Source organism: Pseudomonas koreensis, from assembly GCF_012986595.1.
In the GTDB taxonomy this organism is placed as follows: domain Bacteria; phylum Pseudomonadota; class Gammaproteobacteria; order Pseudomonadales; family Pseudomonadaceae; genus Aquipseudomonas; species Aquipseudomonas koreensis.
In genome coordinates this window covers 392,455-418,192 of the sequence record NZ_JAAQYM010000005.1, presented here as the reverse complement: position 1 = coordinate 418,192, position 25,738 = coordinate 392,455, and the positions used below count along the sequence as shown (strand labels likewise).

The following is a 25,738-nucleotide window of genomic DNA, read 5'->3' as shown; positions in this document are numbered from 1 at the left end:
TCTTTTTTCGCATCTGAGCTCCGATCCCCGAGTCTGTATACTGCGCCCTCGTCTTGAACACTGAGGTCGCTGCATGCCATCCGTTATTTCCACCGACGTTCTGATTGTCGGCGCTGGTGTCGCCGGCCTCTGGCTGAACGCGCGTCTGCGCCGTCAGGGTTTTTCGACCGTGCTGGTGGAAAGCGCCAGCCTCGGCGGCGGGCAGAGTGTGAAGTCCCAGGGCATCATCCACGGTGGCGCCAAATACGCACTGCATGGCGCGCTGACCGGCGCCTCGGAAGCCATCGCCGACATGCCGCGCCGCTGGCGCGAAGCGCTGGCCGGCAACGGTGAGCTGGACCTGTCCGGCGTACGCCTGTTGTCCGAAGCCCATTACCTGTGGTCACCGGGCACCCTGGCCGGCAATCTCACCAGTTTCTTCGCCAGCAAAGCCGTGCGTGGCCGGGTCGATCAGGTCAAGGGCGATCAACTGCCGCCCGCGCTGCAAGACAAGCGCTTCAAAGGCAAGGTCTATCGCCTGGCGGAACTGGTGGTCGACGTGCCGAGCCTGATCCAGCGCCTGGCCGACCTGGCCGGTAATGGCCTGCTCGCCGGGCAAACCATCGAGCCATTGCTGGAAGCGGGTGTGCTGGTCGGCCTGAAAGTCGACGGCCGCGAGATTCGTGCGCAACGCATCGTGCTCAGCGCTGGCGCCGGGACCGCGCAGTTGCTGGAGGATCTGGGGCTGAGCCAACCGGCGATGCAACGTCGGCCGCTGCACATGATCATCGCCAAAGGCCCGGGCCTGAAGCCGCTGTACGCACACTGCCTGGGCGGCGGTACCAAACCGCGCATCACCGTGACCACGCACCCGGCCGCCGATGGCCAGTGGGTCTGGTACTTGGGCGGCGACATTGCCGAAAGCGAAGGCGTGAACCGCGAGCCCGCCGAACAGATTGCCACGGCACAGAAAGAAATCGCGCAACTGTTGCCGTGGATCGATCTCAGCACCACGCAGTGGGCAACCTTGCGGGTGGATCGCGCCGAACCCCTGCAAACCGGGCTGACCCGTCCGGATAACGCCTTCCTCGCCGAGCAGGGGCGCCTGCTGGTGGGCTGGCCGACCAAACTCGCACTGGCGCCAGACTTCGCTGATCGCGTCATCGCCTCGCTGGAGCGCGACGGCATTCAACCGCAAGCCGCCGAGCCATTGCCGGCGCTGCCGAAACCACCGATGGGCGTACCGGCCTGGGAGCAACTGTTGCCATGAGCGTCGCAACCCTGCACGAACTGCATCGCCCACTGGGCAGCACCGGCCTGATGGTGTCCCCGCTGGGCCTGGGCACGGTCAAGCTCGGCCGCGACCAGGGCGTGAAATACCCCAATGGTTTTCAGATCCCTGACGATGACGCCGCACGCATGTTGCTCAAGCAGGCGCAGGGGCTGGGCATCAATCTGATCGACACCGCGCCGGCCTATGGCCGCAGCGAAGAACGCCTCGGCCCGCTGCTGCGCGGCCAGCGCAATGACTGGGTAATCGTCAGCAAGGTCGGTGAAGAGTTTGCCGACGGCGTGTCGCACCATGACTTCAGCGCCGCGCATACGCGGATGTCGGTCGAGCGCAGTCTGCAACGTCTTGAAACCGATTTTATCGACCTGGTGCTGGTGCACTCCGACGGCAACGACCTGGCGATCCTTGAGCACGAGGAGGTCTACGCCACCCTCGCTGCGCTCAAGGCCGAGGGCAAGATTCGCGGCTTCGGTTTCTCCGGCAAAACCGTCGAAGGCGGGCTCAAGGCGCTGGAGCAAGGTGACTGCGCGATGGTCACCTACAATCTGAACGAACAGAACGAGAAGGCAGTCATTGACTATGCTGCTGCCCACGGCAAAGCCATCCTGGTGAAAAAGGCCCTGGCCAGCGGCCATGTGTGCCTGAGTCCCGGCGTGGACCCGGTGCGCGCCAGCTTCGAGTTGTTGTTCCAACAGCCCGGCGTTGCCAGTGCTATTGTCGGGACGATCAATCCGCTGCACCTCGCCCATAACGTTGCGACCGTTGCCCAGGTCCTTCGTGGTCACTGACGCCGCCCCGCGGCCTTAAGCAGGAGCCGACATGCCGCGCACGCTCATCAGAAAGAACCCGAGCAACTTCAAGACCCTGCCGCTGTTCGTCGAAGCCACGCCCGAAGGCCTGACGTATCAGAGCGTCGGCATGCCGCTGAACTTCGCCCAGACCTTGCAGCGCCGCAAACCGGTGAGCGTGGCGGATGCCGAGCGTTTCGCGCTGGAACTGGCCAACCTAGGGGTCTCGGTGCGCCTGACCCTGCATTGGCAGAACCGCGACTATTGGGTGCTGGTGCGCCAGCGGCGGCAAGACCGCGGTGACGTGGTGCTCAAGCTGATCTCCGGTTATGTGCCGGCCCATGAGCTGAACATCCCATTGCACACCGCGATTCAGGAGATTGCCGAAGAGTGCCTGCTGGAAACCCCGGAAGGCTGGCTCGGCGGGCGTTTCAACGACACCTGGCTGCCGGCGCCCTACTCCTCCGCCCTGCATTATCGCGAGGCGCTGCCGTTTCGCCTGACGCCGCTGTCCGGCTCGGCGCGACCGGTGCGCTGCGCCAACCTGCAATTGCTCGAGCGGCCACAGGCCTATGTGCATTTGCCCACCGCGTCGCTGCAACTGATCTACGACCTGCGCCTGGAAGTGCCCAAGGAAGCCAAGTCGCTGAGTCTGTTTCATGTCGATGAGCGGCTGGAGGGTGATCAACTGGTCGCCCGTCTGGACCGCAAACGCCCGGACCTGTACCTGATGCCGATACAGGATGGCGAGCCGCTGGCCGAGCTGTATACCTTGAAGAAAGGCCAGCTGTATCCGGCAGGCACGCGCGGCTTGTACCTGGCCGAAAGCTTTGCCAAACAGGATGGCTGGCTGGTGCGCGAGGAGCGGATTCGCTGGAAGGACTGGCTGCGCCAGCAAGGCCTGACGCCGCCGGAGAAACCCACTGGCTTGGCGCGATTGCGCGGTAAAGCCAAGCAGTTGCTGAAGAAGATCGTACCGCGCAAGGCGATCTAAAGGCCTTAGCAAAACTTGTGGCGAGGGGATTTGTCCCCTCGCCACAATGACACGTCATCAGGACTTGCGGATTTTCTCCACAATCGCCGTCGTCGAGCTGTTTTCCACCAGCCCCAGCACTTTCACCGTGCCGCCGTAGGCCTTGACGATGTCCGCGCCGACCACCTGGTCGATGCCGTAGTCACCGCCCTTGACCAGCACGTCCGGCTTGACCTCGCGCAGCAGGTTTTCCGGGGTGCCTTCCGGGAAGCTGATCACCCAGTCCACCGCACCGAGGCCGGCGAGGACCGCCATGCGGCGGTCGACACTGTTGATCGGACGGCCCGGCCCTTTCAGGCGGCTGACGGAGGCGTCATCGTTGATCGCCACGATCAGACGGTCGCCCTGGGCGCGCGCCTGCTCGAGGTAGGTCACGTGGCCGGCATGCAGAATGTCAAAGCAACCATTGGTAAAGACGATGCGCTCGTTGTGCGCGCGAGCATCGGCGACCGCCAGTACCAGTTGCTCGAGCCCCAGCACGCCACGCTCCGAGCCTTCTTCACGCTGGATCGCACGGCGCAGTTCCGGCGCGCTGATCGCGGCGGTACCGAGCTTGCCGACTACGATGCCGGCAGCGAGGTTGGCCAGCGCCACGGCGTGCGGCAGTTCTTCACCGGCAGCAATGGCCGCCGCCAGCGTGGAAATCACCGTGTCGCCGGCACCGGTCACGTCGAACACTTCACGGGCGCGGGCCGGCAGGTGCAGCGCCGGATGCTCCGGACGCAGCAGGGTCATGCCGTGTTCGCCACGGGTCACCAGCAGCGCGCCGAGCTCGAGATCGTGCATCAGGGCGGCGCCCTTGCTCACCAGCTCGTGTTCATCGGCGCAACCGCCGACAATGGCCTCGAATTCGCTGAGGTTCGGCGTGATCAGACTGGCGCCACGGTAGATCGAAAAATCCTTGCCTTTGGGATCGGCCAGCACCGGAATGCCTTTGGCCCGGGCGGCCTGAATCAACGCCTGATGATTCTTCAACGCGCCTTTGCCGTAGTCGGACAGCACCAGCACCTTGATGCCTTCCAGCAGATCATCGACCTGCGAGGCCAGGGCCAGGGCATCGGTGGCAAACGGTTCTTCGAAGTCGATACGCAGCAATTGCTGGTGCCGGCTCATGACCCGCAGCTTGACGATGGTCGGCTGATGCGCAATGCGCTGGAACAGTGCGCGCACGCCCGCGCCCTTGAGACTGTTGCTCAGGCTGTCGGCGGCTTCATCGTCACCGGTCACACCGACCAGCGACGCCGGCGCACCCAGCGCGGCAATGTTCAAGGCAACGTTGGCAGCACCGCCCGGGCGGTCTTCGATTTGCTCGACTTTTACGACCGGAACCGGTGCCTCAGGGGAAATCCGTGAGGTTCCACCATGCCAGTAACGGTCGAGCATGACATCGCCGACCACCAAGACTGGGGCTTGATCGAATCGCGGCATGGACAACTTCATGGAGCAACCCACATACAAAATGAACAGGGGCGCGATATTAACACAGGGTTGGCGCAGGCTTGAGTGCAGCCTGCAACAGGATGAAACAGCTAGGTATTTTGCTTATTTTTTGAGCACCAGCGCCGCCAGTTGCCCACAGGCATCGGACAATTCCACGTCCTCGGTATCGATCTGCCACTCGGCGGCCAGGGGGGCCTCATACGGACTGTCCACCCCCGTGAAGTGTTTGATTCGTCCTTCCCGTACCGCTTGATACAGGCCTTTCGGATCGCGGCGGGCGCAGACCTGGAGCGAAGTACTGACGTGCACTTCAATGAATTCGCCCTGCGCAAACAAGCTGCGCGCAGCGTCGCGTTCGGCGCGGAACGGTGAGATGGCCGCGACGATCACAATCAGTCCGGCCTCGACCATCAGCCGCGCCACCTCCGCCATGCGCCGAGTGTTTTCCCGACGACAGGCGTCGCTCATGCCCAGGTCCCGACACAGGCCGTTACGCACGTTGTCGCCATCAAGCAGGAAGGTGTGCAGACCCGACTCATGCAAGTGCAGTTCGAGCGCATTGGCCAAAGTCGACTTGCCAGCCCCGGAGAAACCGGTCAGCCACAGACAACATGGACGCTGCCCCTTGAGCGCTGCCCGGGCCTGATGCGAGAGCGCCAGGCCGTACGGTCGAATGCCCAGCGCCTGCATTGCCAGAGACAAAGACTCATTCATAACCGAGCATCTCGTAATCACGCTGGTAAACCCGGCGCACCAACCGCCGCGTGCGCACGGAGCAGAACTCACGCGCCGGCAGCGCTTGCCGCTCACGGGAGCTGTTGACGTGCGGCAACTGGCTGTCCACCCCCAAGTGCTCGCAGACCAGGGCAAAATCCCGTGCCAGGTGCTCCTGATACCCCACAAAGTCCAGCGCCAGATGCCCCAGCGAATCGGTGAGAAAATCGGTCTGCGCGGCAAAGTGCAATTGCCGGGCGATTGTTTCCGGGTGCAGCCAACGTGACACGAAATCGTCGAAATCCCGGTACTGCCGCACCATGCGCTGCGCCGCGTGGTCACGCGCGCTCAACTCATTGCCACGCAAAAAGGCATAGGCCGAATAGGCGCGCTCCAGCGGATCGCGGACAAAAGCGAACTTGAATGCCCTCGCGAACTGCTCGGGAAACTGCTCTTCGTACCAATACAGCGGCAGATGCCCGGGACGCCAGCCGTCGAACAGCGCTGTGCAGATGCTGCTGCCCGCGCACTTGGGAACATGAATGAACAGGCAGGAGTGCTGCTGGAAGGCGTGGGGAAACGTCAGGTTGGCCGACATCGATTTGTTTACCACCTGCCGATCGACCACCGACAGGCGTCCGAGCAGAAAGGCCCGCTGCGGCTTGGGCAGCAGTTTCCAGAGATAGCGTTGCAGCATGGAAGTACCCGCGCGACGGGGATGGCCCCCTCGATGGAAGTCAGAGTTCGTTGCGGAACCTTAACAAGCGCGGTGCCGGGATTTATTCCGGTTTGGTCAAGAAGCGTAAAGGTCTGGATACAAACAACTGTGGGAGCGCGCCCGCTCGCGGTAACGTGCGCACATTCGACACGGATGTCGTCTGCTGCAGCGCTTTCGCAAGCGGGCTCGCTCCCACAGGGTATGGCCTTGGAATCAGGCGATGTCTTCGGTCGGCGCGTCCAGGCCCATGGCGTTCAGGCGCGCGTAATAGCCGTTTTGCGCGAGCAATTCGCCGTGAGTGCCACGCTCGACGATCCGGCCCTGATCCATCACCAGGATCAGGTCGGCCTTCTCGATGGTCGACAGACGGTGAGCGATGACCAGCGTGGTGCGGCCCTTCATCACCTGATCCAGTGCCGCCTGAATGTGCCGCTCGGATTCGGTGTCGAGCGCCGAGGTGGCCTCGTCGAGAATCAGCAGCGGCGCATTCTTGAGCAGCGCACGGGCAATCGCCAGGCGCTGGCGCTGGCCGCCGGACAGCAATACGCCGTTTTCGCCAACCTGGGTGTCCAGGCCTTGCGGCAACTGCGAAATGAAGTCCATCGCGTAGGCATCACGCGCCGCTTTCTCGATGTCTTCACGCGGCGCACCGGCCAGATCGCCATAAGCGATGTTGTTGGCCACGGTGTCGCTGAACAGGGTGACATGCTGGGTCACCTGGGCGATGTGACGGCGCAGGTTGAGCAGTTTGTACTGCTCGATCTCCACGTCGTCGATGAGGATTTCACCCTTGTCGTGGTGATAGAAGCGCGGAATCAGGTTGGCCAGCGTCGACTTGCCGCTGCCGGAACGTCCCACCAGCGCCACCATCTGCCCTGGCTGGACCGAGAAGCTGATGTCGTCGAGCACCTGACGTTCGGTACCCGGGTAGGTGAAGCTCAGGTTGCGCACGTCCAGACGGCCGGTCACCGCGTCGCGTTCGACCGTACCGGTATCGACTTCAGGTTCGACGTCCAGTTGCTCGAAGATACTCTCGGCACCGGCCACGCCTTTCTGGATGGTCGAGCTGACTTCGGACAATTGGCGGATCGGCTTGGGCAGCAGGCCCGCCAGGGTGATGTAGGCGACCATGTCACCGGCCGAGGCGTCACCGCGCAGGAACAACACCAGGAACATCAGCACCGCCATGGCGGTGTAGATCACCAGTTGCAGCATCGGCGTGTAGATCGCGCCGGTGCGGGTCATGCGCAGCTGCTTGTCGGTGTTGCTCTGGCTGGCGTTGAGGAAGCGTTGTTCTTCGTAAGCCTCGCCACCGAAGCTGCGAACGACGCGATAACCCTGGATGGTTTCCGAGGCCACATGGGTGACGTCGCCCATCGCCAGCTGGATCTTCTTGCTCTGCTTGCGGAATTTCTTGCTCGCGGTGCGCACCATCACGGCGATCAGCGGCAGGATCGCGACCATCACCAGCGTCAGCTTCCAGTTCATGAACAACAGCGACGCGAACAGGAAGATCACCGTCATGCCTTCACGGATTACGACCTTGATCGCATCTGTTGCCGCCCCCGTGACCATGGTCACGTTGAAGGTGATACGCGAAATCAGATGGCCGGAGTTATGCTTGTCGAAGTAGCGGTTGGGCAGGACCAGCAGGTTATTGAACAACTGCACCCGCAGGTCATGCACCAGGCCGAGGGAGACCTTGGCCAGAAAATAGTTGCCCAGATAGGAACCCAGCCCCTGCCACGCGGCGATCAGGATGATCAGCAGCGGCACGGCCTGCAGCAGTTGCAGATCACGCAGGTACGGCACAGAAGGGAACAGCACCGCTTCCGGGTTGGACAGGCCATCGACAAAGTACTTGAGGATGTAGCCGAGCATCGGCTGCGTCGAGGCGAAAATCAGAAAGCCGACGATGCTGATCAGAAACAGACTGATGTACGGCCGGACGTAACCGAGCAGACGGAAGTAGATTTTCAAGCTCGAAGGGCTTGCGGCGGGACTGGAGTCGGTCATATCACGCGAAAGTCGATAAAAAGGACGCTGACTTTAGCACAGCTTCTTCAGGGTTCTGGCAATCGGCGAAAGGCTGTTATTGTTAGGCATCTTTTTCTGCATCAAATAGCCATCACTCGAATGGTCGATCAACTTCAGGAATGAATCTCACAGCATGCAACTTCGCGGCTTCAGCAGTACGTCCAATCGGATTTTCGATTTCATTAGCCTGTGGATACTTCCCACGGGTTACTTCTTGCTCCTGTGCGCGCTGTTCTTTTTGCCCGGCCGAAGCCTGCATCACAAGCTGTTCTACGGACTGTTCAGCATTCCGACACTGATCGCACTGTGCCTGCGCCCGCGCGAGCTCAAGGAACTGCTGCGCGAACCGATCTTCGTCGCCGTCCTGCTGTTTGCTTGCTGGGCATTGCTCAGCATTGCCTGGGGACCCGATGGGGAGTCTTTCGGCGGCATGCTCAAGCCGCCGCTGCATACCTTGCTGCTGTTTGCCGGCTGCTACCTGCTGGTGCGCTACCGCAGCGATATTCTCCAGCCCTTGCTGTTTGGCGCAGCGCTGGTTGCCCTGATTGCCACCACGATTTTCCTGTTCACGTTCGCCCGGACCTATGCGCCGGGAATGCGCCTGATCGGCGGTGGCGCCTTTGATAATCCGCTGCTCAGCTCGCACCTGTTCGGATTTTTCAGTGCGTACTGGCTGAGCGTGACCATGACCTGCAAGCGCCGCCAGATGATGTGGCTCAGCGTGCCGGCGATGGCCATCATGTTCATGGCGGTGATCGGCACCGGCTCCAGAACGCCGCTGGTGGCACTGACCATGGCGGCGCTGTGGCTCTGTTTCATCTGCTGGAACCGGCGCTCGGTGGGCTTGTTGGTCGGGCTGGCCCTGAGTGGCGTGGCCGTCGTGACGCTGTTTGCGCAGATGATCATCGAACGGGGCGATTCCTACCGGCTGGAAATCTGGCAACTCGTACTGCACAAGATTGCCGACCATCCGTGGATCGGCCACGGCTACACTGCCACGCTCGCCGTCGACCCCGGCGTTGGTGTCAATTTCCAGGAGCCGCACAGCTTTGCCCTGGGTGTTTTGTATTACGTCGGAATCATTGGCCTGCTGCCTTGGCTGTTTTTCCTGGGATGGGGCCTGTTGAGCAGTTGGCGCCAGCGTGTGCAGCCACTGCTGATCATTGCCTCGACCTGGCTGGTATTCGGAATCGGAGCCGGGCTGACCGAGGGTGGCGGAATCATTTCGCGGCCCAAGGAGCACTGGTTCCTGCTGTGGATCCCGCTGGCGCTGATCGCGGCGCTGAGCATCAATCAACGCGCGCGGCGCCTGTTGACCCTGCCGGTGCAAAAGCTGGCAGCTGCGGACCTGGAACACATGAGCCGCGCAGCACAGGTCATCGAAGAGGATGGCCTCGGCCCGAAAGTCCTGCGCCTGAGCGATGGCAGCTTCCTCAAACTGTTCCGCCGACGCCGCTGGTACACCTCCGGCAGTTTCAATCCCTACTCCGAGCGCTTCGCGGTGAACAGCGAACAGCTGCGTCAGATGGGCATTCCCACCCCGCAAGTGTTGAATCTGTATCGCCTCGCCGACGGCAGCAGTGCCGTGCATTACGCGCCGTTGCCAGGCCACACGCTGCGTCAGGTGCTGCAGAGCATTACGGCTCCGGCGGTGCGTCAGGCGCTGGTGGAGCGCTTCGGCAAATTCATGGCGCAGTTGCACGAGAAAGGTGTGTATTTCCGCTCATTGCACCTGGGCAACGTGCTGGTGCTGGAAGATGGCGAGTTCGGGCTGATTGATCTGGCCGACCTGCGCATCTACCCTACCCCGCTCAGTCTATCGCTGCGCCAACGCAATTTGCGTCACATGCAACGTTACACTGTCGACAAGCGCTGGTTGTTCGAGGATCACCTCGATGCGTTGCTTCAGGGGTACGCCATGACGGCGTCTAAATCCGCGGTTGAAAATCTGCACAGGCAAGTGCTGGCCGGCAACACTCCGGCCCGAGTTCAGTGATGACCGAGACCAATCCTATATTTGCGCTGGCCGCCTATCTGCTGGCCATCGTCACCTCCGCCCTGCTGTTGCGCGCGGTACCGAAAATCGCCCGGCACCTGCAGCATTCCGGCGAAAGCCGTTATGCCAGCATCGACGGCCTGCGCGGTTACCTCGCGTTCGGCGTATTCGTGCACCACTCGATCATTACCTGGATCTTCTTGCGCACCGGGGTGATCGACTTCCCCCCGAGCAACTTCTATTCGATGCTGGGGCAAGGCAGTGTTGCGCTGTTCTTCATGATCACCGGGTTCCTGTTCTGGAGCCGCCTGCTCGCACAAGGGCGCAACCACGACTGGCTGGCGTTCGGCGTTTCACGGGTATTTCGCCTGTATCCGCTGTACCTGCCGCTGATGCTGCTGGTGTTCGTGTCGGTCTTCCACTTGCAGAACTGGCAACTGAAAGAGCCGGGCCTGGAACTGTTCAAGCAGGTTCTTGCCTGGTTGACATTCGACCGACCGGACATCAACCAGTACCGCCACTCGGGCATGCTGATATCCAACGTCACGTGGACGCTGGCTTATGAGGTGTTTTTCTACCTGGCGCTGCCACTGGCCGCTCTGGTTTTCATCTACCGGGGCAGCTGGTTGCAAGTGGTGCTGTGTCTGATCGGCATCTACGCGCTGTATCAGGTCATCGGTTGGGAACACTCGCTGAAGAAACACTTTCTGGCGAGTTTTCTCGGCGGCATCGCCGCCGCGTACTGGATTCGCCGTCCTGCGCTCGTAGCCTGGAGTCAGTCGCGCCTGGCAAGCATCATCGCCGTGTTCGCGCTGGTGATTGCATTCACCGCGTTCAATCGGGCGTTCAAGACTGCGCCGCTGTTCTTGCTGACGCTGTTTTTCGTCATCGTCGCGTCCGGCAACAACCTGTTCGGTGCGCTGAAGCCGCGGAGCATTCGCTGGCTCGGCGAGATCAGCTACAGCACCTACCTGCTGCATGGGTTCGTCTTGTGGATGATGGTCCAGCGTCTGCCGCTGCTGCTGAATATCGATGCGCGGGAAACGTCGGTGTACCTGCCACTGGTGGCCGTCTGCACGTGTTTGCTGATTCTGATCAGCAGCGTGACCTTCCTCTATATCGAGCAACCGGGCATGGCGGCCGGCAAGAAGGTTCTGCACTGGTTGCGCCAGCGCCAGAAGGGTGAAAAGCGCCTGCCGGAGAAAGTCGCTCGCTGAGTGCGAGCGACTGTCGCCTCAGTCCTTTTCCAGCGGGGAAAAGAGCAAACGCCCCAAGCCGCGCCAGGTCTTCTTGTTCCAGGCCTTGAACGGGATCTGCGCCAGCAGCTCGCGCGCCAGTTTGCGATTGCGGTTGGCGGTCTTGAGGAACATCGAGTTCAACGCCTTGAAGCGCACCTCGTCGTACAGCGGATGATCGCTGAACAGCGCATAGGTGCGCAGGATGTTCTCGATCATGAAGCGGTGGTTTTTGTACGAGTTGGTGGCGTGCTTGCGGTAGCGCGCCATCACCACGTTCAGGCCATCGATGAAGTAACCGGCGCGGGTCACCTTCAGCTCGATATAAAGGTCTTCAAGACGAATCGTCGGATCGAACCCACCCACCTTTTCCAGTGCCTCACGACGGATCATCAGGGTCGGCGCCGGGGGGTAGGGTTTGCGCTCAAGAAACATGTCATCGAAATCGAGGCGACGGAACGGCACGTCGCGGCGCTGACGCTTCTCCGGGTAGAGGCTGCCATCAGCGTGCATCAGCTCGATGTTGCCGGCGCAGATGCCGACCTCGGGCTTGCCATCCATGTATGCCACCTGGGTGGCGATACGGTCCGGGTACATGATGTCGTCGGAACCGAACGGCACGATCAGGCTGCCCTTCGAACGGGCGATGGCGCCGTTGAGGGTGTTGGTCAGGCCCTGATTCTGCTGCACACGAAAATCGAACCCGTACTGCGCCTGCAGCGCGCTGATGCGCTCGACGCTGTCGTCCTTCGAACCGTCATCGACCACCAGCAGCTCGATGTTCTTGTAGCTCTGGTTGAGGACGCTGAGGATGCTTTCCTCGATGTACGGGCCATGGTTGTACGAGGCGATAATGACGGTGACGAGGGCGTTTGCTTCGCTCATGGCGTGTTCTTTGCTCACGGCTACTCCTTGCGAGCCTGTTCCAGGCCAGAGTCGATCAGGTTCAGGTATTCCTGACGGAACACCTCGATGTCGTGTTGTTCCTGCAGATAGCGGTAGGCCTGTTCACCCTTGGCCTTGAGCTCGTCATCCGACAGCGCCAGATAGTTATCCAGCGCGGCGACCAGACTCGGCACATCCTTCGGTGTGATCGCCAGGCCACCGGCACCTTCGATCAGCGGCAGCATCGCCGGCACGTTCGAAGCGATTACCGGCAAATGCCCGCTCATGCCTTCGAGCAACGCCAGGCCCAGGCCTTCGGCCAGCGACGGCATGGTCCAGATGTCGAACGCACGCACGTATTGCAGCGCGTTTTCCTTGAAGCCCAACAGGTGCGCCCGGCCGCTCAGGCCCAGTTGCTCGATCTCGGCCGCCAGCGGCGCTTGCAGGCGTCCGGCACCAATGATCGCCAACTGCGTGTTCGGGTATTTGTCTTTCAGCGCGGCAAACGCCTGCAGCAGATAGGTGTGGCCCTTGACCGACACCAGTCGACCCAGCGCGCCAATCAAACGCACCTTCGGGTCGATGCCCAATAGCTCGCGGGCTTTTTCACGGCTGTGCTGCAAGCCTTCGGCCTGCTCGATGTCGATGGCATTGGTGATGGCGTAGGTGTTCTGCTCGGTGAAACCACAATCGCAGTCCAGCAGGTACTGTTTGACCGCCGGCGACACGCCGACGAAACGCCAGTGCCGATCAATCAGGCGCTGGGTCTGGCGGCGCCGGTAAAAGCGATCGTATTCGCCGAAACCGTGGGAGATGCCGATGCACAGCGGCACCTGCAACCAGCGATTGAGCGTGAGCATCATGTTCACCGGTTTGAAGCGGTTACAGATCACCACGTCGAACTTTTCCCGGCGACAGAACTTGTACAGCTGCCACATCGCCCGCAGGCGCATGCCCTTGAGCGACTTGTCGGAAAACTCGAAATACACCGAACGGTCGGCCCGGCTGACCGGCTCGCCCGGTCCGGGCTTGCCACGCAGGAACGCAGCGGTGACCTCATAGCGCTCCGAGGGCAACGCCTTGACGATCTGTTCGGCCAGGTCGGCGAAATCATGGGCTTTGACGTTGTAGTCGGGTTGCAGCTGCAACACCTTGGACCGTTGACTCATGACTCCCCCCGCTGATCGCCCGGCTCACCGTGCTTCAATAACCAGAACAATTCCTGGCGTCTGACCGCTTTTCGAAAAAATTCGTTTTCCCCGTACACCGAGGGTGTCCGACCGGCCAACAGACGCTGAATCACTCGGCGCAGGCGACGCTTGAACGGTGCCGGTGGCTGCAGGTCATGCATCATGCCCAGCGCCATGGCCTTGTCCCGCTGCAATTCGATCGACAGCGGCAGGCACAGCGGCTGCATCGCCACGGCCGAGTCAAAGGCCGGTGGCAAGGCGATGCCTTGCCCGGTGTTGCCCATCGGCCAGCGGTCGTTGTCGTGCAAATGGTTGGCGTAACCGAGCAGCGTCGGCTGCCAGTCGAGGCCATGCAAGGCCTGCAGGACGGCCTGCTGCGCGCAGATATGGTCAGGGTGCGGATCGAGGGTCGGGTGCGGCAGCACGATCACCTCCGGGCGGGCGCGCAGCAACACTTCACGCAGGTCGGCCAGCAGATTGTTCCAGGTCGGCGCGCCATCGGCGTCGCCCGGCAAGGTGAACGGATTCAACTGGCGAAACAGTCGCGTGTCGTTCAGGTCTGCTTCCCGCGAACCCACTGCCTGGTTCGGCGCAGCCTGCATCGCCGCCAGTTGCAGGCAGAAATACCCGAGCTGCACGCAATGTTCCTGCGGCACGCCGGCCCACCGTGGCACCGCGAGGCTGTCCCAGGCCCGCAAACGGCCCTTGAGCCGCGCCGCCTCGACCTTGTTCAGGCCCATCTGCTGATAGTGTTCGGTTTCGATCTCGCCAGCGGTCAGGGTGACGATCCAGGCTTCGTTGGCCTGGCTGTACAAGCCATAGGCGGCCAGCTCGGCATCGTCGGCGTGCGGGGCAATCACCATCACGCGTTGACGGCGGTAGTCCGCGTGTTCCAGCGCCCACAGCAGCGGCTCACCGGTCACTCGGCAGAACCTTGCGCGCAGACGCAACCGGCCTTGCGACAGGGCTTGCGCCTGGCCGCTGAGGTTCAGGTAACGCAGGCCGTTGACGCCACGTTCGAAGGTCTGCGCATCAGGACTGGTCCCGCCCAGCAATTCGATACGCGGGTCGAAGAAGCGTCCGAGCCAGCTGCTTTTGACCCGCACCGCAAGAATCAGCGTGGCCTCGTCCACCAGCATCACGCCCTCGTCCAGGCGCAACTGCTCGCCGTTCAGATGGACCTTCGGCTGCGGTGTGAACGGCGGAAAGCTGTACTGGTAATCGTCTTTCGGCGAATAGAACAGATGATCGGCAAACCACGCTTCGTGAGCGACCCAGCCGACCACCGCGAGCACCAGCGGCAACCACCCTGCCACCAGCACACCGAGCGCGATCAACACGATCAGGGCGATCAGCAAGGTAATGCGTTTATTGCGACGATGACGCTTGAGCAGTTGCTGTTTACGGCTCATGGGCTGACTCATACGGTGAACACCGGCACAGGATTGCACCAGCGATCCTTGTATTCACGGTCGGCGCGACCGAAGGAGAAGCGCAGCGGCTTGTTCAGTGCCCGGGCGTGTTCCCAGGCGCTTTGCGTATTGAGGAAGCTCAACACGCTGCCGGGGCTGAATTCGCGGGTTTCGGGATCGACGCCGCCGTTGATGTACTCGACGCTGATCCACTCCGGCGCTTCAACGCGGTACACCAGTTGAATCGCAATCGGCGCATCGTTGAGAAAGATCACCGAACCGATCAACAGCTCGCGCAGCAGCTCGATGACCTCGGCCATGCGCGCCGCCCCCGTGGCCGGGAAACCCCAGCGACGCTGGAACAGATCGCAGTAGATCGCCGCCAGTTCGGCACTGGAGAAATCGCTGACCGGACGCACCACACCGCCCGCCTCTTCCAGCAGACGCAGTTCGCGGCGCTGGTTGTAGCGAAACTTCTTCGACAGTTCTTCGGGGGTGCGGGCCATGGCCAGTTGTTCGGTCTGCAACTTGATGCCGCTGAAGCGGTTTTCGTTGAGCGCCGACAGATAGCGTGCGCGATGTCGCAGCGGTGCCTGGGCATCGACGGCGGCCGGCAGGATCAGCTCGGCGTTGCCGAGGTCGAACAGGCCTTTCTTGCCATTGCGCTTGAGCACGTCCTTGGACAATGCCAGATCGCGGCCCCAGGTCGGGATCGCCGCTTTGACTTCGCCGCCCTGCTCCCACGCCAGATAACGGACCGGGATGCCGGCCAGCGCGGCCAGACGTTCAACCACCAGTGGATGGGTCGCGACGCTGCCGCCAAAACGCTGCCAGGCGGTGGCATAGGTGGAGGCGTCAACGGGCGACCAGCCACGCTCGCGCCAGCCTTGAAATCGGTTGAGCATCAGCCCCTCGGTGCCAGATCGGTAACTTGCGGCAGACGCCAGAAGGTGTCGCGCACCGCACGGTCGGAGAAACGCTCACGCAGGCGATCGAGCATCAGCTCGGCGCACTGCCGGCGCTGCTGATCATCCATACCGGCCAAATGTTGCAGGCCTTGTGCAAGGTGTTCGGCATCGCCCAGCGGGAACAGGATGCCCACGCCCTCGACCACTTCCTTGGCCCCGCCACACGCGGTGGCGAGCAACGGTACGCCGGCGGCCATGGCCTCCAGCAGCACCATGCCGAACGGTTCGTGATCGGAGCTCAGGGCAAACACATCGAACGCACGGAAGTAATTGCGCGCCTCCGGCACCTGACCAAGAAACAGCACCCGGTCACCGATACCCAACTCGCGCGCCAGCTCCTTGAGGTCCTGTTCCAGACGGCCCTTGCCGAGGATCACCAGTTGGCTGTTGCCCGGCAGACCGGGCAACGCCGCGGCAAAACCGTGCAGCAACGTGGCCTGATCCTTGTCCGGGTGCAGCCGTCCGACGTTGCCGACAATGAACGCATCCGCCGTCAGCCCCAACGTCTCGCGGGCTTCGCGGGCCGACACCTGACTGGCCTGCAGGGCTGGCACATCGATGCGGTTGTACAGGGTCTGGATGCGGGTCGACGGCCATTTCGGCAGGCAACGACGCATGTCGTCGCGCACCGCATCGGACACGCCGAGCAGGCTCAGACGCTTGCGGAAAATGTGCGCGAACAGCTTGCGCGTTCCGCGTTTGTAATCGTCAAACGCGTGGTGCACGCCAATCACTGGCAGCGACGTGCCGAGCAAGGCGATGTAGATCGGCTTGAAGCGATGGGCGATGCAGAAACTGAAATTGCGTGAAGCGGCGATCTTGCGCAGATCGCCGATGGCGCCCAGCTTCAGGCCACGAATGGCCTTGGAGCTGTATTCCATGAACAACACTTCATCGGAAGCACACGCGGCGGCCACCTCGCTATCGGCAGCCCCGGTCAGAAAGACCGTGGTCACCCGATAACCGGTGCCCGCGAACAGGCTGGCGTACTGCCGTGCGCAGTCGAGGAACGGCCCGTCATAGCCGTGACAGAACTGCAGCACATGGCGTTCAGCCGAGCGAGTCATAAGCGTTTGCGCCCTCTTTGACCACCAGAATGTCTTCCATGATCAGGTACTGCAGATCGGAGCCGAAGAACATGTTCAGGGCGTCGGTCGGCGAGCAGATCATCGGTTCACCACGACGGTTCAGCGAGGTGTTCAGCGACACGCCGTTGCCGGTGAGGTTTTCCAGCGCCTTCATCATGTCGTAGTAGCGCGGGTTGTATTCGCGCTTGAGCACCTGGGCCCGGGAAGTACCGTCTTCGTGGACGACTTCCGGCACGCGGGTCTTCCACTCTTCCGCCACTTCGAAGGTGAAGGTCATGAACGGCGCCGGGTGATCGATCTTGATCATCTGTGGTGCCACGGTGTCGAGCATCGACGGGCAGAAAGGCCTCCAGCGCTCGCGGAACTTGATCTGGTGGTTGATGCGGTCAGCCACACCGGCCACGCTCGGGCAACCGATGATCGAACGACCACCCAGTGCACGCGGACCGAACTCCATGCGCCCCTGGAACCAGGCCACCGGGTTGCCATCGACCATGATTTTGGCGATCTGCTCCGGCATGTTGTCCAGCTTGCGCCAGGTCGGCTTGTTCTCGTGACGGGCGCACGCGGCGATCACATCTTCGTTGCTGTACGACGGGCCGAGGTAGACGTGTTCCATCTTCTCGACCGGCACGCCACGGGCGTTGGAGACATAGGCCGCTGCGCCGACTGCAGTGCCGGCGTCGCCGGAGGCAGGCTGCACGAACAGCTCTTTGACGTCGTCACGGGCGATGATTTTCTGGTTGAGCTTGACGTTCAACGCACAGCCACCGGCGTAGGCCAGTTTGCCGGTTTCCTTGAGCACGTCGCCCAGGTAGTAGTCGATCATCTGCAGCGCAATTTTTTCGAACAGCGCTTGAATGCTCGCGGCGTAGTGGATGTACGGCTCGTCGGCGATGTCGCCTTCGCGCTTCGGACCCAGCCACTCGATCAGCTTCGGCGAGAAGTAGTAACCCTTGCCCTTCTCTTTGTAGCGACGCAGGCCGATGACGTTGGCGTAGTCGGTGTTGATCACCAGCTCGCCGTTTTCGAACGAAGCCAGGCGCGAGAAATCGTATTTGCTGGCGTCGCCATACGGCGCCATGCCCATGACCTTGAACTCACCGTCGAGCATGTCGAAACCGAGGAACTCGGTAATCGCGCCGTACAGGCCGCCGAGGGAGTCCGGATCGAAGAACTCCTTGATCTTGTGGATCTTGCCATTTTCGCCGTAACCGAAGAAGGTCGTGGCGTACTCGCCCTTGCCGTCGATGCCGAGGATCGCGGTTTTCTCTTTGAAACCCGAGCAGTGGTAGGCGCTGGAGGCGTGAGCCAAGTGGTGTTCGACCGGCTCGATCTTGATCTTCTTCGGATCAAAACCCAGCTGCTCCAGGCACCAGACGATCTTGTTGCGATAGCGCTTGTAACGACGGTTGCCCATCAGGATCGCGTCGAGTGCGCGGTCCGGTGCGTACCAGTAACGCTTGGCGTACTGCCAGCGGGCCTTGCCGAAAATGCTGATCGGGGCGAACGGAATCGCCACCACGTCAACGTCGGACGGCTTGATACCGGCCTGTTCCAGGCAGAACTTCGCCGATTCGTAGGGCATGCGGTTCTTTGCATGCTTATCGCGGACGAAGCGCTCTTCTTCAGCCGCCGCCACCAGCTTGCCGTCGATGTACAAGGCGGCTGAAGGGTCATGGCTAAGGGCGCCGGACAGGCCAAGAATCGTCAATGCCACAGGGTCTAGCCTCTTTAGTCTGCATTCAGGCGCGATGCGCCTTGAAAATTGATGTGCCCTCGCACCGGGCGAGAGACAGCTAAAGGGCGGGATTATAGCGTAAAAGCGCCGACAAGCCTCTAGCGGAACTGGCGGGGCTTCGCGTTGACACTCCCGAACCTCTCAAACTAGACTCCTGTGCAAATGGACTGGGGGATCCCGGTCGGCGCTAATGCCTCGGTGAGATCACCGGGGCTTTTCGCTTTCTGAAGACGGGAAAACCTTCAAACCCCAGTTCTCGAAACCTTCCCCGGCACTGTCCCGCCCTCCGCTGCAATAGAACTTGCGCTTGAGCACGTCAAAAGCTCGATTATCCTGACCGCCCCTCAAAACGCTCATGCCGATGGGTCTTGCAACAAGATCAGCCAGCTGCAATCCAGTGGAATTTACCTGTTTTGTGGCGAAGACGATGTCAAACGGCATCTGTATACCCAACCGGTTCGCCCCACCACATACCCTACGGAACTCCAGCTCAAGCTCGTTATCTTCGCGCTTGCCTCGCCGCTCGAAAATCACGTGCGTTAACGCTTTCTGTTGATGCTTTTCCTGCAAAAACTCATGCAGCGTTTCCAGACAGAAACCAACAGCCAGGTGATAGGGATTGTCTGCAGCTGCCTGTTTTTCACGCAGCAAGGCCTTGTCAATGACGCAACTGATCAGGACGAAATTGCTGGCCTCGACAATCGCCCGCGACTCGCTCTGGTTTTCAAACAGAGAAAACTGCAAAACAAGTTACCCGCGATCCGTTCGCCAATAGATGCTGATGTTGCCATCCTTGACCTGTTGATAAATCGTGTACGGCAAAACCACCGTATCCAGCACACCGGACAACGGCAGATCCAGCAGCACGAATGGCAACAGCACGCCCGTCGGGTCAGGCGGGGCATTCAATACGCAGAAATCGAATGCCAGACCACTGTAGACCCGCGGAATCGATTGGCAGTAGGTTTTCTGTTTGCGCATGTCGCGGGCGACGTCAGCGTCCATTTGCAGCACCGAGGCGGTGGTGCCGCAGCCGGATAAAAGCCATGCGCAGGTGCCGAGTGTTATGGCGTTTTTGATGGTCAAGGTTTGCCCTCCGAGGTGGTCAGGGCAAGCTAGCATCGGGGCTGGAGCGGGCACAGTTCATGGCTTCTGGAGAAGCTGTAGGACAAGTCAGTGGTGCTTGTCCGTCATTGCTCAACGGGGGACTTGAGGGGCTTTAAATTCCCATCGCGAGTAGGCTCACTCCTGCAGAGGAATGCATCCGATGCAGGACTGAGCTTGCTCGCGAGGGTGGTTCAGACTGCGCTGGAGATGTCTTTGGGCAACCGCTGATCGATCACCTGATACAACGCGCTGCTCTCGGGCCAGTTGCGCATGAACCGTGCCCGGTCCCGCGCATAGGCCGGCGCGAAATGGCTGACAGACGCGTGCTGACACATCGAGTCCAGGTCGATCAGCGCCCAGCGATCCGCCTGCCAGAACAGGTTATGGCCCTTGAAATCGCCATGGCTGATGCGCTCGGCGATCAGCCGTGCAAACAGTTGATCCAGCGCCAGCAGTTCGGACTCTGGCGCCGCGCCGCTTTCGACGTACGGGGCGAAGCGCTCGATGATGTCCGGCCCCGGCAGGAACTCGGTCACCAGATAGGCGCGACTGCGTAGCCAGAGGAAGCGCTTTTCCAGCACCGCCAGCGGTTTTGGCGTGGCGATGCCGAGGAATGCCAGGCGATTGCCTTCACGCCACGAGTGCCACGCACGGCTTGGCCGCCAAAAACGCTTGAGCCAGTGCGCAAAACCTTTGATGTTGTAGCGTTTGATCACCAGCGTGCGCCCGGCCACCTCGACCTTGCCAACGCTTGCCGCGCCGCCGGTCTTGTACAGATGGCCCCGATCGAGCAACGCATCGGCCTGCTCCAGCACCGGCAGCATTGCCGCTGCTTCCTCGCGCCGGATCGCCCGCAGGCCAAACGCACCACGTTGCACACTGAACAAGCTGCACTCGCGGCCGACCTTGATCAGGTAATCCTTCAGGCGCCAGGCGCGAACCTTGGCGATCTGCTTCTGCAGCGCTTCCAGCGGCAATGCATGCTCGCTGTTGCTCAGCAGGTAATAGACCAGCAATTCTTCGGTGAACGGCTCCAGCGACTTGGGCAACTGGGCGAAAAACACCCCGAGGTTTTCCAGCACCTTCTGCCGCGACAACGGCTGACCGGCGGTCTCGGCGCAAATCCCGGCACCATCGATCAGGTACAACTGACCGCCATGGCGCAGCAGGTTGTCCAGGTGCAAGTCTTCCTGCCACAGGCCCTTGCCATGTAGCTGACCGATGGCCCCCAGTGCCTCGGCCAGTACCGCCGACTGCTCGTCCGCCAGCACTGGCAACGCCTCGACCTGTTGCCAGGCATCGCCAAGGCTTTCGGCGTTTTCAAGAAATTCGAACAGCAGCCAGCCGCCCTCGCCGTCCTGCAAGCCATCGGCCAGCAGCAACGGTGTGGTCAGACCCTGGTCGGCGAGCAATTTGACGCCCGCCAGCTCACGCTGAAAATGCCGCGCGGCCTTGCTGCCCACCAGCAATTTGGCCAGCACCGGCCGCCCGCGCCAGACCCCGGCACCGACATAGCGCTGCCCGGGCAACACCCGCAGCAGGCTCAGCAATTGCAGATCCGCAGGGCCTGCCGCATCGGCGAGCGAAATCGTCAGCGGCAGACTCGGTGTGCGTCCGGCATTTTTCAGTTCAGCCAAGCGCATCAACGGCTCTCCTTGCGACTGCGACGTACAGTCAGTCGCGAAACCCAACTGTCGACCAGCGAGCTGTCGATTGGCTGATCGAGATAGGCCGCGAGCAACTCGCGCAATTGCGCCTCGCTCCATTCCGGCGCGCGACGCAGCAGCGGTTCCAGATCCTTGACTCGATCACGCTGGCCGAACAGCAATGGCCGGGTCTTTTCCAGGTCGATCAGTTGCGCCCGATAGCGCTCGCCGTCAGCCTGCAAAAAAATGTGTTTCGGATAAAAGCAGCCGTGCACCTGACGCACGCCGTGCAGCTGGCGCGCCAGTTGCCCGCAGGCCTGGAGAATCGCCGACTGCTGCGCGGCGCTCAGCTCGGACCAGCGCTGCAACAGCGAATCGAGGTCGTCCCAACCGTCGAGGGCACGGGTCAGCAGGATCGCCTGGACGTCGCCCTTGACCTTGCGCTCACCGAAGAACGCCGCTTGCAGCGCGGGAATCCCCAGCTTGTTGTAACGGCTGATGTTGCGAAACTCGCGGGCGAAACTCGGTTCGCCGAACGGCGCATGCAGGGTGCGGGTCAGGTAGTTGCTCTGACGCTTGAGGTAGTACGCCTGGCCTTCCAGCTCCAGGCGAAACACGCTGCTCCAGCCACCGCCATCGGTGTTCGGCTCGTCCACCGCTTCGAGCTGTTTGGCCCAGAGCGCATCGAAAGTTCCGAGGCCATGACGCTCAAGCAGCGCCCGGTCTTCAGCGGCCAGGAAATCAGTCATTCGCGTCCCTCGAAAAATCTCACCACGTGACGAATCCGTTTCTTGTCGGCGGCATTAAGCCGATCACGTCCGCGGTATTGCAGGTAGAAGCGCAGGCGCTGGGTGTTCGACAGGTGATATTTGGCCACCTTGTCGAGACAGGCCAGGTCCTTGGTGATCCGGTACTTGAGCCAGAAGCCGCGCCAGAAATCGCCGTTCGGGCAGTCGATCAGATACACCTGCGCCTGATCGTCGATCAGCAGGTTGCGCCACTTCAGGTCGTTATGGGTGAAGCGGTGATCGTGCATGGTCCGGGTGTAAACCGCCAATTGCCGACTGACGCCATCGACCCAGCGGCGATCCTTGAGTTTCGGATCATTGCGTTCGGCCAGCGCCGAGAGATCTTCGGTGCGCGGCAGTTCGCGAGTGATCATCGCCCCACGAGCATAGGCGGCGCCCCGTCGCTCCAGACCCCAGGCCACCACTTCAGCGGTGGGGATGCCCCACTTGGCGAAGCGCTTGAGGTTCTGCCACTCCATTTTCACCCGTGGCTTGCCGAGGTAACGGCGCAAGCCTTTACCGGCGCCAACGTAGCGTTTGACGTAGTAATTGACGCCGTTGCGCTGTACGCGGATGACTTCCGACAGCGGATCGCGGGTCAGGCGCTCGCCTTGCAGGGCAAACACCGCTTCGAGGCTGCCGAAGTCTTCGGCCAGATCGCGGTATGGCGGCTCCAGAATCCAACCCGCCATCAGAGCGCATCCCCGTAACGCTGTTTACGCGCGTAGAGCTTGTTGGCCTTGCCTTCGAGCCAGCTCAACAGCGGCGCTTCTTCGGCGAGGATCTGCCGTAGCGGTTGCTGGAAATAGCCTTTGAGGAAACGCAGCTTGTCGCGACGGGTCAGGCCGATGTCCAGCGCAGAGAAATACAGCGCTGCCAGGTCTTTGTTGCGCCAGCGTTGAGTGATCTTGGCACGGGTCTGGGCGCGGTGCAGGTCGATCACCGACAGCTTGAAATCTTGCGGGGTGATCGGCTTGTCGGTGTGCAGCAGAAAGTGGCAGATGTAGCAGTCGCGATGGTTGACCCCGGCGCGGTGCATCATGCCGGTCATGCGCGCCACTTCAGCGATCAGCGCGCGCTTGAGCGTTGGCTGCGGCGGCTGCTTGACCCAGTCGATGCTGTAGTCTTCGAGGCTGACGGTCGGCGCCAGTTCTTCGGTGACGATAAACGAATGCTGATCGGCCGGGTTGCTGCCCTTCTCGCCATAGGCGACAGCGGTCATGGTCGGTACGCCGACTTGCTGCAGACGCTGGATCGCCTTCCACTCCTGACCCGCGCCGAGCACCGGCAGCTTGGCGGTCAGCAGGTTCTTGAAGATTTCGCCCCAGCCGATGCCACGGTGGATCTTGACGAAAAATCCGTTGCCGTCGACTTCCGTGCGCAGCGTCCGTCGAGCTTCCAGCTCGCGGTAGACCTCGCCCTGCAAGCCTTCGACTTCGGCGAACGGGTCACGTCCGGCCCACAGGCTCTTGAACGGTTCAGCCAGCATCAACTTCATTTAAGCGTGCTCCGCCAGAATCACATCGGCCGCGTGCTGCGGCATGCTGTAGAGGTCAGCCGTCTCGGCGAAAGCCAGACCATTGCGGCTCCAGGCCGCGCGCGCAGAGGCGTCGCTCAACATGTCAGTCAGGTATTGCGTCAGCTGCGCCTGATCGAACGGCTCGTCCAGCACTCGCCCGGCGTCCGCCTCGGCGATGTAATGGGCGTAACCGCAGACCGCGCTGACCAGCACCGGCAAACCGGCCACCAGCGCTTCGAGCAGCACCGTACCGGTGTTTTCGTTGTACGCCGGGTGGATCAACAGGTCGGCGCCCAGCAGGAAACGCGGGATGTCGCTGCGGCCCTTGAGGAACGTCACGTTGTCGCCCAGGCCCAAAGTTGCACTCTGCATCTGGAACAATTTGGGGTCATCCTGGCCGATTACAAACAGCCGGGTGCGTTTCTTCAGCTCGGCGGGCAATGCCGCCAGCGCCTTGAGGCTGCGGTCGACGCCCTTGGTCTTGAACCCGGAACCGATCTGCACCAGCAGCAGCTCGTCATCCTTGAGATTGAATTCGGCGCGGAAACCGGCGCGAATCTCATCGGCATCCGCCGGACGCCGCCGGTCCTGGGCAATACCCGGCGGCAGCAGGTGGAAGCGCTCCAGCGGCGTGTCGTAATGCTTGATGAACAGTGGCTGCTGCACTTCGGAGATCATCAGCACTTCGGTTTTCGCGTCTTTGCCGAACACCGCGCGCTCGTACTCGGCGAAGTGGCGATAGCGACCCCAGCGGCGGTACAGCGAATGACGCAAGTTCTGCGCCTTGTCTTCGAAACAGCCGTCGGCGGCGTAGTAGACGTCCAGACCCGGCATCTTGTTGAAGCCGATCAGCCGGTCCACCGGACGCTTGGCCAGGTCAGCCTCCATCCACGCAGTGAGTTTTTCATTGCGCCGATGGTTGAAGAACGCCTTGACCGGCGCCACCAGCACTTCGAAACCGGGCGGCACGTCGCCTTCCCAGATCAGCGTATAGACGCGAATCTGGTGACCGCGCTTCTGGCATTCGAGGGCGATGCGCATGAAGTCGCGCTGCAAGCCACCGAACGGGAAATATTTGTACAGGACGAATGCCAATTGCATCAGCGCAGCTCCTCAGCCATTAACAACGTGCTCAGTCGGCTGGCGACACGCTCGGGATTCACACGCGTGAAGCACAGAGGCTGCTCGCGTTTCAGGTCAAACTGACGGGCATCCTGCGCAGTCGGTTGGTAGGTGCATCTCTTTTGCAGGCAAGGGGCGCAGGGGAAATCACTGGCCATGTGAATCTGCACCTTGCCGTAGGCGCCGGTCAGGCCCGGGTTGGTTGGGCCGAACAGCGAAATCGTCGGCACGTCCAGCGCGGCCGCCAGATGGCCGAGGCCGGTGTCGACCGCGACGCAGGCCTGGGCACCGGCCAGCACTTTGCCGACGCCGGCCAGATTGAGCTTCGGCAACACTTCGGCGTGCTTGAAACCGGCGGCAATGCGTTCAGCACGGGCCTTCTCCAGCGGGTTACCCCACGGAAGTTTGACCCCGACGCCCAGATAGCCAACGCGCTCGGTCAGCTCGCGCCAGTAGGCTTCCGGCCAGTGCTTGGTGTCCCACGTGGTGCCGTGGAGGAACACCACGAACGCGCTCTTGCGCGGCAATTCCACCAGACGCTCGACGTTCAGGCCGTAATCGCCCAAGCCTTTGGGCAGGTCATAACCGAGGGCGATAGCGAACAACTGGCGCACCCGTTCAACGGCGTGCTGCCCACGGGCCACCGCCAGTTTGCGGTCGTAGAAACGTGCAGCGATCGGCTCACGCGCCGAGCCTTTATCGAGGCCGGCCACCGGGGCTTTGACATAGCGCGTCAGCCAGGCACTTTTCAGCAGGCCCTGAGCGTCGATCACCAGATCGTATTTATGGGCGCGCACGCTTTGCTTGAAGCGCTTCCACTCGCCGCTCTTGATCGTCTGCCAGAGATTCTTGCGCCAGCGGCGGATCGCCACCGGAATCACTTTGCCGACGGCCGGGTGCCAGGTCGGAATCTCGGCGAAGCCCTCTTCCACCACCCAGTCGAACTTGACCCCGGGAATGGCCCGGGCCGCGTCGGTCAGCGCCGGCAACGCATGAATCACGTCGCCCAGCGATGAAGTCTTGATCAGCAATACCCGCAAC

The 25,738-nt window shown here is 61.7% G+C and carries 22 protein-coding genes and 1 pseudogene; 5 read left to right on the top strand and 18 right to left on the bottom strand.

Features of this window, described 5'->3' with window-relative positions; translation table 11 throughout:
* The first annotated feature begins 73 nt into the window (after positions 1-73).
* The 3 genes from HBN98_RS17750 to HBN98_RS17740 are packed head-to-tail and all read left to right on the top strand — an operon-like array spanning position 74 to position 3,052.
* On the top strand, positions 74-1,249 hold the full coding sequence (locus HBN98_RS17750) for an NAD(P)/FAD-dependent oxidoreductase (protein ID WP_083367193.1): 1,176 nt from the start codon (positions 74-76) through the stop codon (positions 1,247-1,249).
* Complete coding sequence (locus HBN98_RS17745) at positions 1,246-2,058, top strand: aldo/keto reductase (RefSeq protein ID WP_083367194.1); 813 nt, start codon at positions 1,246-1,248, stop codon at positions 2,056-2,058. The genes HBN98_RS17750 and HBN98_RS17745 overlap by 4 nt, the downstream gene beginning before the upstream one ends.
* 31 nt (positions 2,059-2,089) lie before the next feature.
* Positions 2,090-3,052: a metal ABC transporter ATPase gene (locus tag HBN98_RS17740; protein ID WP_083367195.1), complete on the top strand. Its 963-nt coding sequence runs from the start codon at positions 2,090-2,092 to the stop codon at positions 3,050-3,052.
* 57 nt (positions 3,053-3,109) lie between these two features.
* Here the strand turns inward: HBN98_RS17740 and hldE are convergent, their stop codons facing one another.
* The 4 genes from hldE to msbA all read right to left on the bottom strand — a co-directional run bounded on the left by hldE (position 3,110) and on the right by msbA (position 7,979).
* Entirely contained in the window at positions 3,110-4,531 is a 1,422-nt protein-coding gene (gene hldE / locus HBN98_RS17735; protein ID WP_064585669.1) for a bifunctional D-glycero-beta-D-manno-heptose-7-phosphate kinase/D-glycero-beta-D-manno-heptose 1-phosphate adenylyltransferase HldE, read from the bottom strand.
* A 102-nt stretch (positions 4,532-4,633) separates the two neighbouring features.
* A complete protein-coding gene (gene cysC / locus HBN98_RS17730; protein ID WP_083367196.1) occupies positions 4,634-5,245 on the bottom strand; it encodes an adenylyl-sulfate kinase in 612 nt (203 codons plus the stop codon).
* Entirely contained in the window at positions 5,238-5,942 is a 705-nt protein-coding gene (locus HBN98_RS17725) for a sulfotransferase family 2 domain-containing protein (protein ID WP_083367197.1), read from the bottom strand. Before HBN98_RS17725 ends, cysC begins: the two co-directional genes overlap by 8 nt.
* Before the next feature lie 234 nt (positions 5,943-6,176).
* Positions 6,177-7,979, bottom strand: coding sequence for a lipid A export permease/ATP-binding protein MsbA (msbA, locus tag HBN98_RS17720; RefSeq protein ID WP_083367198.1), 1,803 nt, complete (start codon positions 7,977-7,979; stop codon positions 6,177-6,179).
* Between the two features lie 154 nt (positions 7,980-8,133).
* Here msbA and HBN98_RS17715 point away from each other — a divergent pair, with 154 nt between their 5' ends.
* Entirely contained in the window at positions 8,134-9,996 is a 1,863-nt protein-coding gene (locus HBN98_RS17715) for a bifunctional O-antigen ligase/aminoglycoside phosphotransferase family protein (RefSeq protein WP_083367199.1), read from the top strand.
* On the top strand, positions 9,996-11,213 hold the full coding sequence (locus tag HBN98_RS17710) for an acyltransferase family protein (RefSeq protein WP_083367200.1): 1,218 nt from the start codon (positions 9,996-9,998) through the stop codon (positions 11,211-11,213). The genes HBN98_RS17715 and HBN98_RS17710 overlap by 1 nt, the downstream gene beginning before the upstream one ends.
* An 18-nt stretch (positions 11,214-11,231) precedes the next feature.
* On the opposite strand, the gene HBN98_RS17705 is transcribed toward HBN98_RS17710, so the two are convergent.
* The 14 genes and pseudogenes from HBN98_RS17705 to waaC all read right to left on the bottom strand — a co-directional run bounded on the left by HBN98_RS17705 (position 11,232) and on the right by waaC (position 25,737).
* On the bottom strand, positions 11,232-12,116 hold the full coding sequence (locus HBN98_RS17705; RefSeq protein ID WP_047601080.1) for a glycosyltransferase: 885 nt from the start codon (positions 12,114-12,116) through the stop codon (positions 11,232-11,234).
* Between the two features lie 20 nt (positions 12,117-12,136).
* A complete protein-coding gene (locus HBN98_RS17700; RefSeq protein ID WP_083367201.1) occupies positions 12,137-13,285 on the bottom strand; it encodes a glycosyltransferase family 4 protein in 1,149 nt (382 codons plus the stop codon).
* Positions 13,282-14,718 (bottom strand): PIG-L deacetylase family protein, encoded by a 1,437-nt coding sequence (locus HBN98_RS17695; RefSeq protein WP_083367202.1) that lies wholly within the window; start codon positions 14,716-14,718, stop codon positions 13,282-13,284. The genes HBN98_RS17700 and HBN98_RS17695 overlap by 4 nt, the downstream gene beginning before the upstream one ends.
* Before the next feature lie 8 nt (positions 14,719-14,726).
* Complete coding sequence (locus HBN98_RS17690) at positions 14,727-15,623, bottom strand: antimicrobial resistance protein Mig-14 (protein ID WP_083367203.1); 897 nt, start codon at positions 15,621-15,623, stop codon at positions 14,727-14,729.
* Positions 15,623-16,753 carry a glycosyltransferase gene (locus HBN98_RS17685; RefSeq protein WP_083367204.1) on the bottom strand — a complete coding sequence of 377 codons (1,131 nt, stop codon included), beginning with the start codon at positions 16,751-16,753 and terminating at the stop codon, positions 15,623-15,625. Before HBN98_RS17685 ends, HBN98_RS17690 begins: the two co-directional genes overlap by 1 nt.
* Complete coding sequence (locus tag HBN98_RS17680) at positions 16,737-18,494, bottom strand: carbamoyltransferase family protein (RefSeq protein ID WP_064585660.1); 1,758 nt, start codon at positions 18,492-18,494, stop codon at positions 16,737-16,739. Before HBN98_RS17680 ends, HBN98_RS17685 begins: the two co-directional genes overlap by 17 nt.
* Positions 18,495-18,719: 225 nt before the next feature.
* Positions 18,720-19,217, bottom strand: a pseudogene (locus tag HBN98_RS17675) (DUF3800 domain-containing protein); the annotation flags it as partial.
* A gap of 48 nt (positions 19,218-19,265) precedes the next feature.
* Positions 19,266-19,601: a YceK/YidQ family lipoprotein gene (locus tag HBN98_RS17670; RefSeq protein WP_083367205.1), complete on the bottom strand. Its 336-nt coding sequence runs from the start codon at positions 19,599-19,601 to the stop codon at positions 19,266-19,268.
* A gap of 212 nt (positions 19,602-19,813) precedes the next feature.
* Positions 19,814-21,265, bottom strand: a complete 1,452-nt coding sequence (locus HBN98_RS17665) for a lipopolysaccharide kinase InaA family protein (RefSeq protein WP_083367206.1) — start codon at positions 21,263-21,265, stop codon at positions 19,814-19,816.
* Positions 21,265-22,017: a lipopolysaccharide kinase InaA family protein gene (locus HBN98_RS17660; protein ID WP_064585657.1), complete on the bottom strand. Its 753-nt coding sequence runs from the start codon at positions 22,015-22,017 to the stop codon at positions 21,265-21,267. The genes HBN98_RS17665 and HBN98_RS17660 overlap by 1 nt, the downstream gene beginning before the upstream one ends.
* Entirely contained in the window at positions 22,014-22,748 is a 735-nt protein-coding gene (locus tag HBN98_RS17655; RefSeq protein ID WP_064585656.1) for a lipopolysaccharide kinase InaA family protein, read from the bottom strand. Before HBN98_RS17655 ends, HBN98_RS17660 begins: the two co-directional genes overlap by 4 nt.
* On the bottom strand, positions 22,748-23,554 hold the full coding sequence (rfaP, locus tag HBN98_RS17650) for a lipopolysaccharide core heptose(I) kinase RfaP (RefSeq protein WP_083367207.1): 807 nt from the start codon (positions 23,552-23,554) through the stop codon (positions 22,748-22,750). The genes HBN98_RS17655 and rfaP overlap by 1 nt, the downstream gene beginning before the upstream one ends.
* Positions 23,555-24,676: a glycosyltransferase family 4 protein gene (locus tag HBN98_RS17645; protein ID WP_083367208.1), complete on the bottom strand. Its 1,122-nt coding sequence runs from the start codon at positions 24,674-24,676 to the stop codon at positions 23,555-23,557.
* The gene (gene waaC, locus HBN98_RS17640; protein WP_083367209.1) at positions 24,676-25,737 is read right to left on the bottom strand and encodes a lipopolysaccharide heptosyltransferase I; all 1,062 of its coding nucleotides are present in this window, start codon (positions 25,735-25,737) and stop codon (positions 24,676-24,678) included. Before waaC ends, HBN98_RS17645 begins: the two co-directional genes overlap by 1 nt.
* Between the last annotated feature and the right edge of the window lies 1 nt (position 25,738).

What these genes read in the sequence shown, in the direction of transcription:
- HBN98_RS17750 (WP_083367193.1), top strand. Translation starts at nt 74, where the DNA reads ATGCCATCCGTTATTTCCACCGACGTTCTGATTGTCGGCGCTGGTGTC.
- HBN98_RS17745 (WP_083367194.1), top strand. Translation starts at nt 1,246, where the DNA reads ATGAGCGTCGCAACCCTGCACGAACTGCATCGCCCACTGGGCAGCACC.
- HBN98_RS17740 (WP_083367195.1), top strand. Translation starts at nt 2,090, where the DNA reads ATGCCGCGCACGCTCATCAGAAAGAACCCGAGCAACTTCAAGACCCTG.
- hldE (WP_064585669.1), bottom strand. Translation starts at nt 4,531, where the DNA reads ATGAAGTTGTCCATGCCGCGATTCGATCAAGCCCCAGTCTTGGTGGTC.
- cysC (WP_083367196.1), bottom strand. Translation starts at nt 5,245, where the DNA reads ATGAATGAGTCTTTGTCTCTGGCAATGCAGGCGCTGGGCATTCGACCG.
- HBN98_RS17725 (WP_083367197.1), bottom strand. Translation starts at nt 5,942, where the DNA reads ATGCTGCAACGCTATCTCTGGAAACTGCTGCCCAAGCCGCAGCGGGCC.
- msbA (WP_083367198.1), bottom strand. Translation starts at nt 7,979, where the DNA reads ATGACCGACTCCAGTCCCGCCGCAAGCCCTTCGAGCTTGAAAATCTAC.
- HBN98_RS17715 (WP_083367199.1), top strand. Translation starts at nt 8,134, where the DNA reads ATGCAACTTCGCGGCTTCAGCAGTACGTCCAATCGGATTTTCGATTTC.
- HBN98_RS17710 (WP_083367200.1), top strand. Translation starts at nt 9,996, where the DNA reads ATGACCGAGACCAATCCTATATTTGCGCTGGCCGCCTATCTGCTGGCC.
- HBN98_RS17705 (WP_047601080.1), bottom strand. Translation starts at nt 12,116, where the DNA reads ATGAGCGAAGCAAACGCCCTCGTCACCGTCATTATCGCCTCGTACAAC.
- HBN98_RS17700 (WP_083367201.1), bottom strand. Translation starts at nt 13,285, where the DNA reads ATGAGTCAACGGTCCAAGGTGTTGCAGCTGCAACCCGACTACAACGTC.
- HBN98_RS17695 (WP_083367202.1), bottom strand. Translation starts at nt 14,718, where the DNA reads ATGAGCCGTAAACAGCAACTGCTCAAGCGTCATCGTCGCAATAAACGC.
- HBN98_RS17690 (WP_083367203.1), bottom strand. Translation starts at nt 15,623, where the DNA reads ATGCTCAACCGATTTCAAGGCTGGCGCGAGCGTGGCTGGTCGCCCGTT.
- HBN98_RS17685 (WP_083367204.1), bottom strand. Translation starts at nt 16,753, where the DNA reads ATGACTCGCTCGGCTGAACGCCATGTGCTGCAGTTCTGTCACGGCTAT.
- HBN98_RS17665 (WP_083367206.1), bottom strand. Translation starts at nt 21,265, where the DNA reads ATGCGCTTGGCTGAACTGAAAAATGCCGGACGCACACCGAGTCTGCCG.
- HBN98_RS17660 (WP_064585657.1), bottom strand. Translation starts at nt 22,017, where the DNA reads ATGACTGATTTCCTGGCCGCTGAAGACCGGGCGCTGCTTGAGCGTCAT.
- HBN98_RS17655 (WP_064585656.1), bottom strand. Translation starts at nt 22,748, where the DNA reads ATGGCGGGTTGGATTCTGGAGCCGCCATACCGCGATCTGGCCGAAGAC.
- rfaP (WP_083367207.1), bottom strand. Translation starts at nt 23,554, where the DNA reads ATGAAGTTGATGCTGGCTGAACCGTTCAAGAGCCTGTGGGCCGGACGT.
- HBN98_RS17645 (WP_083367208.1), bottom strand. Translation starts at nt 24,676, where the DNA reads ATGCAATTGGCATTCGTCCTGTACAAATATTTCCCGTTCGGTGGCTTG.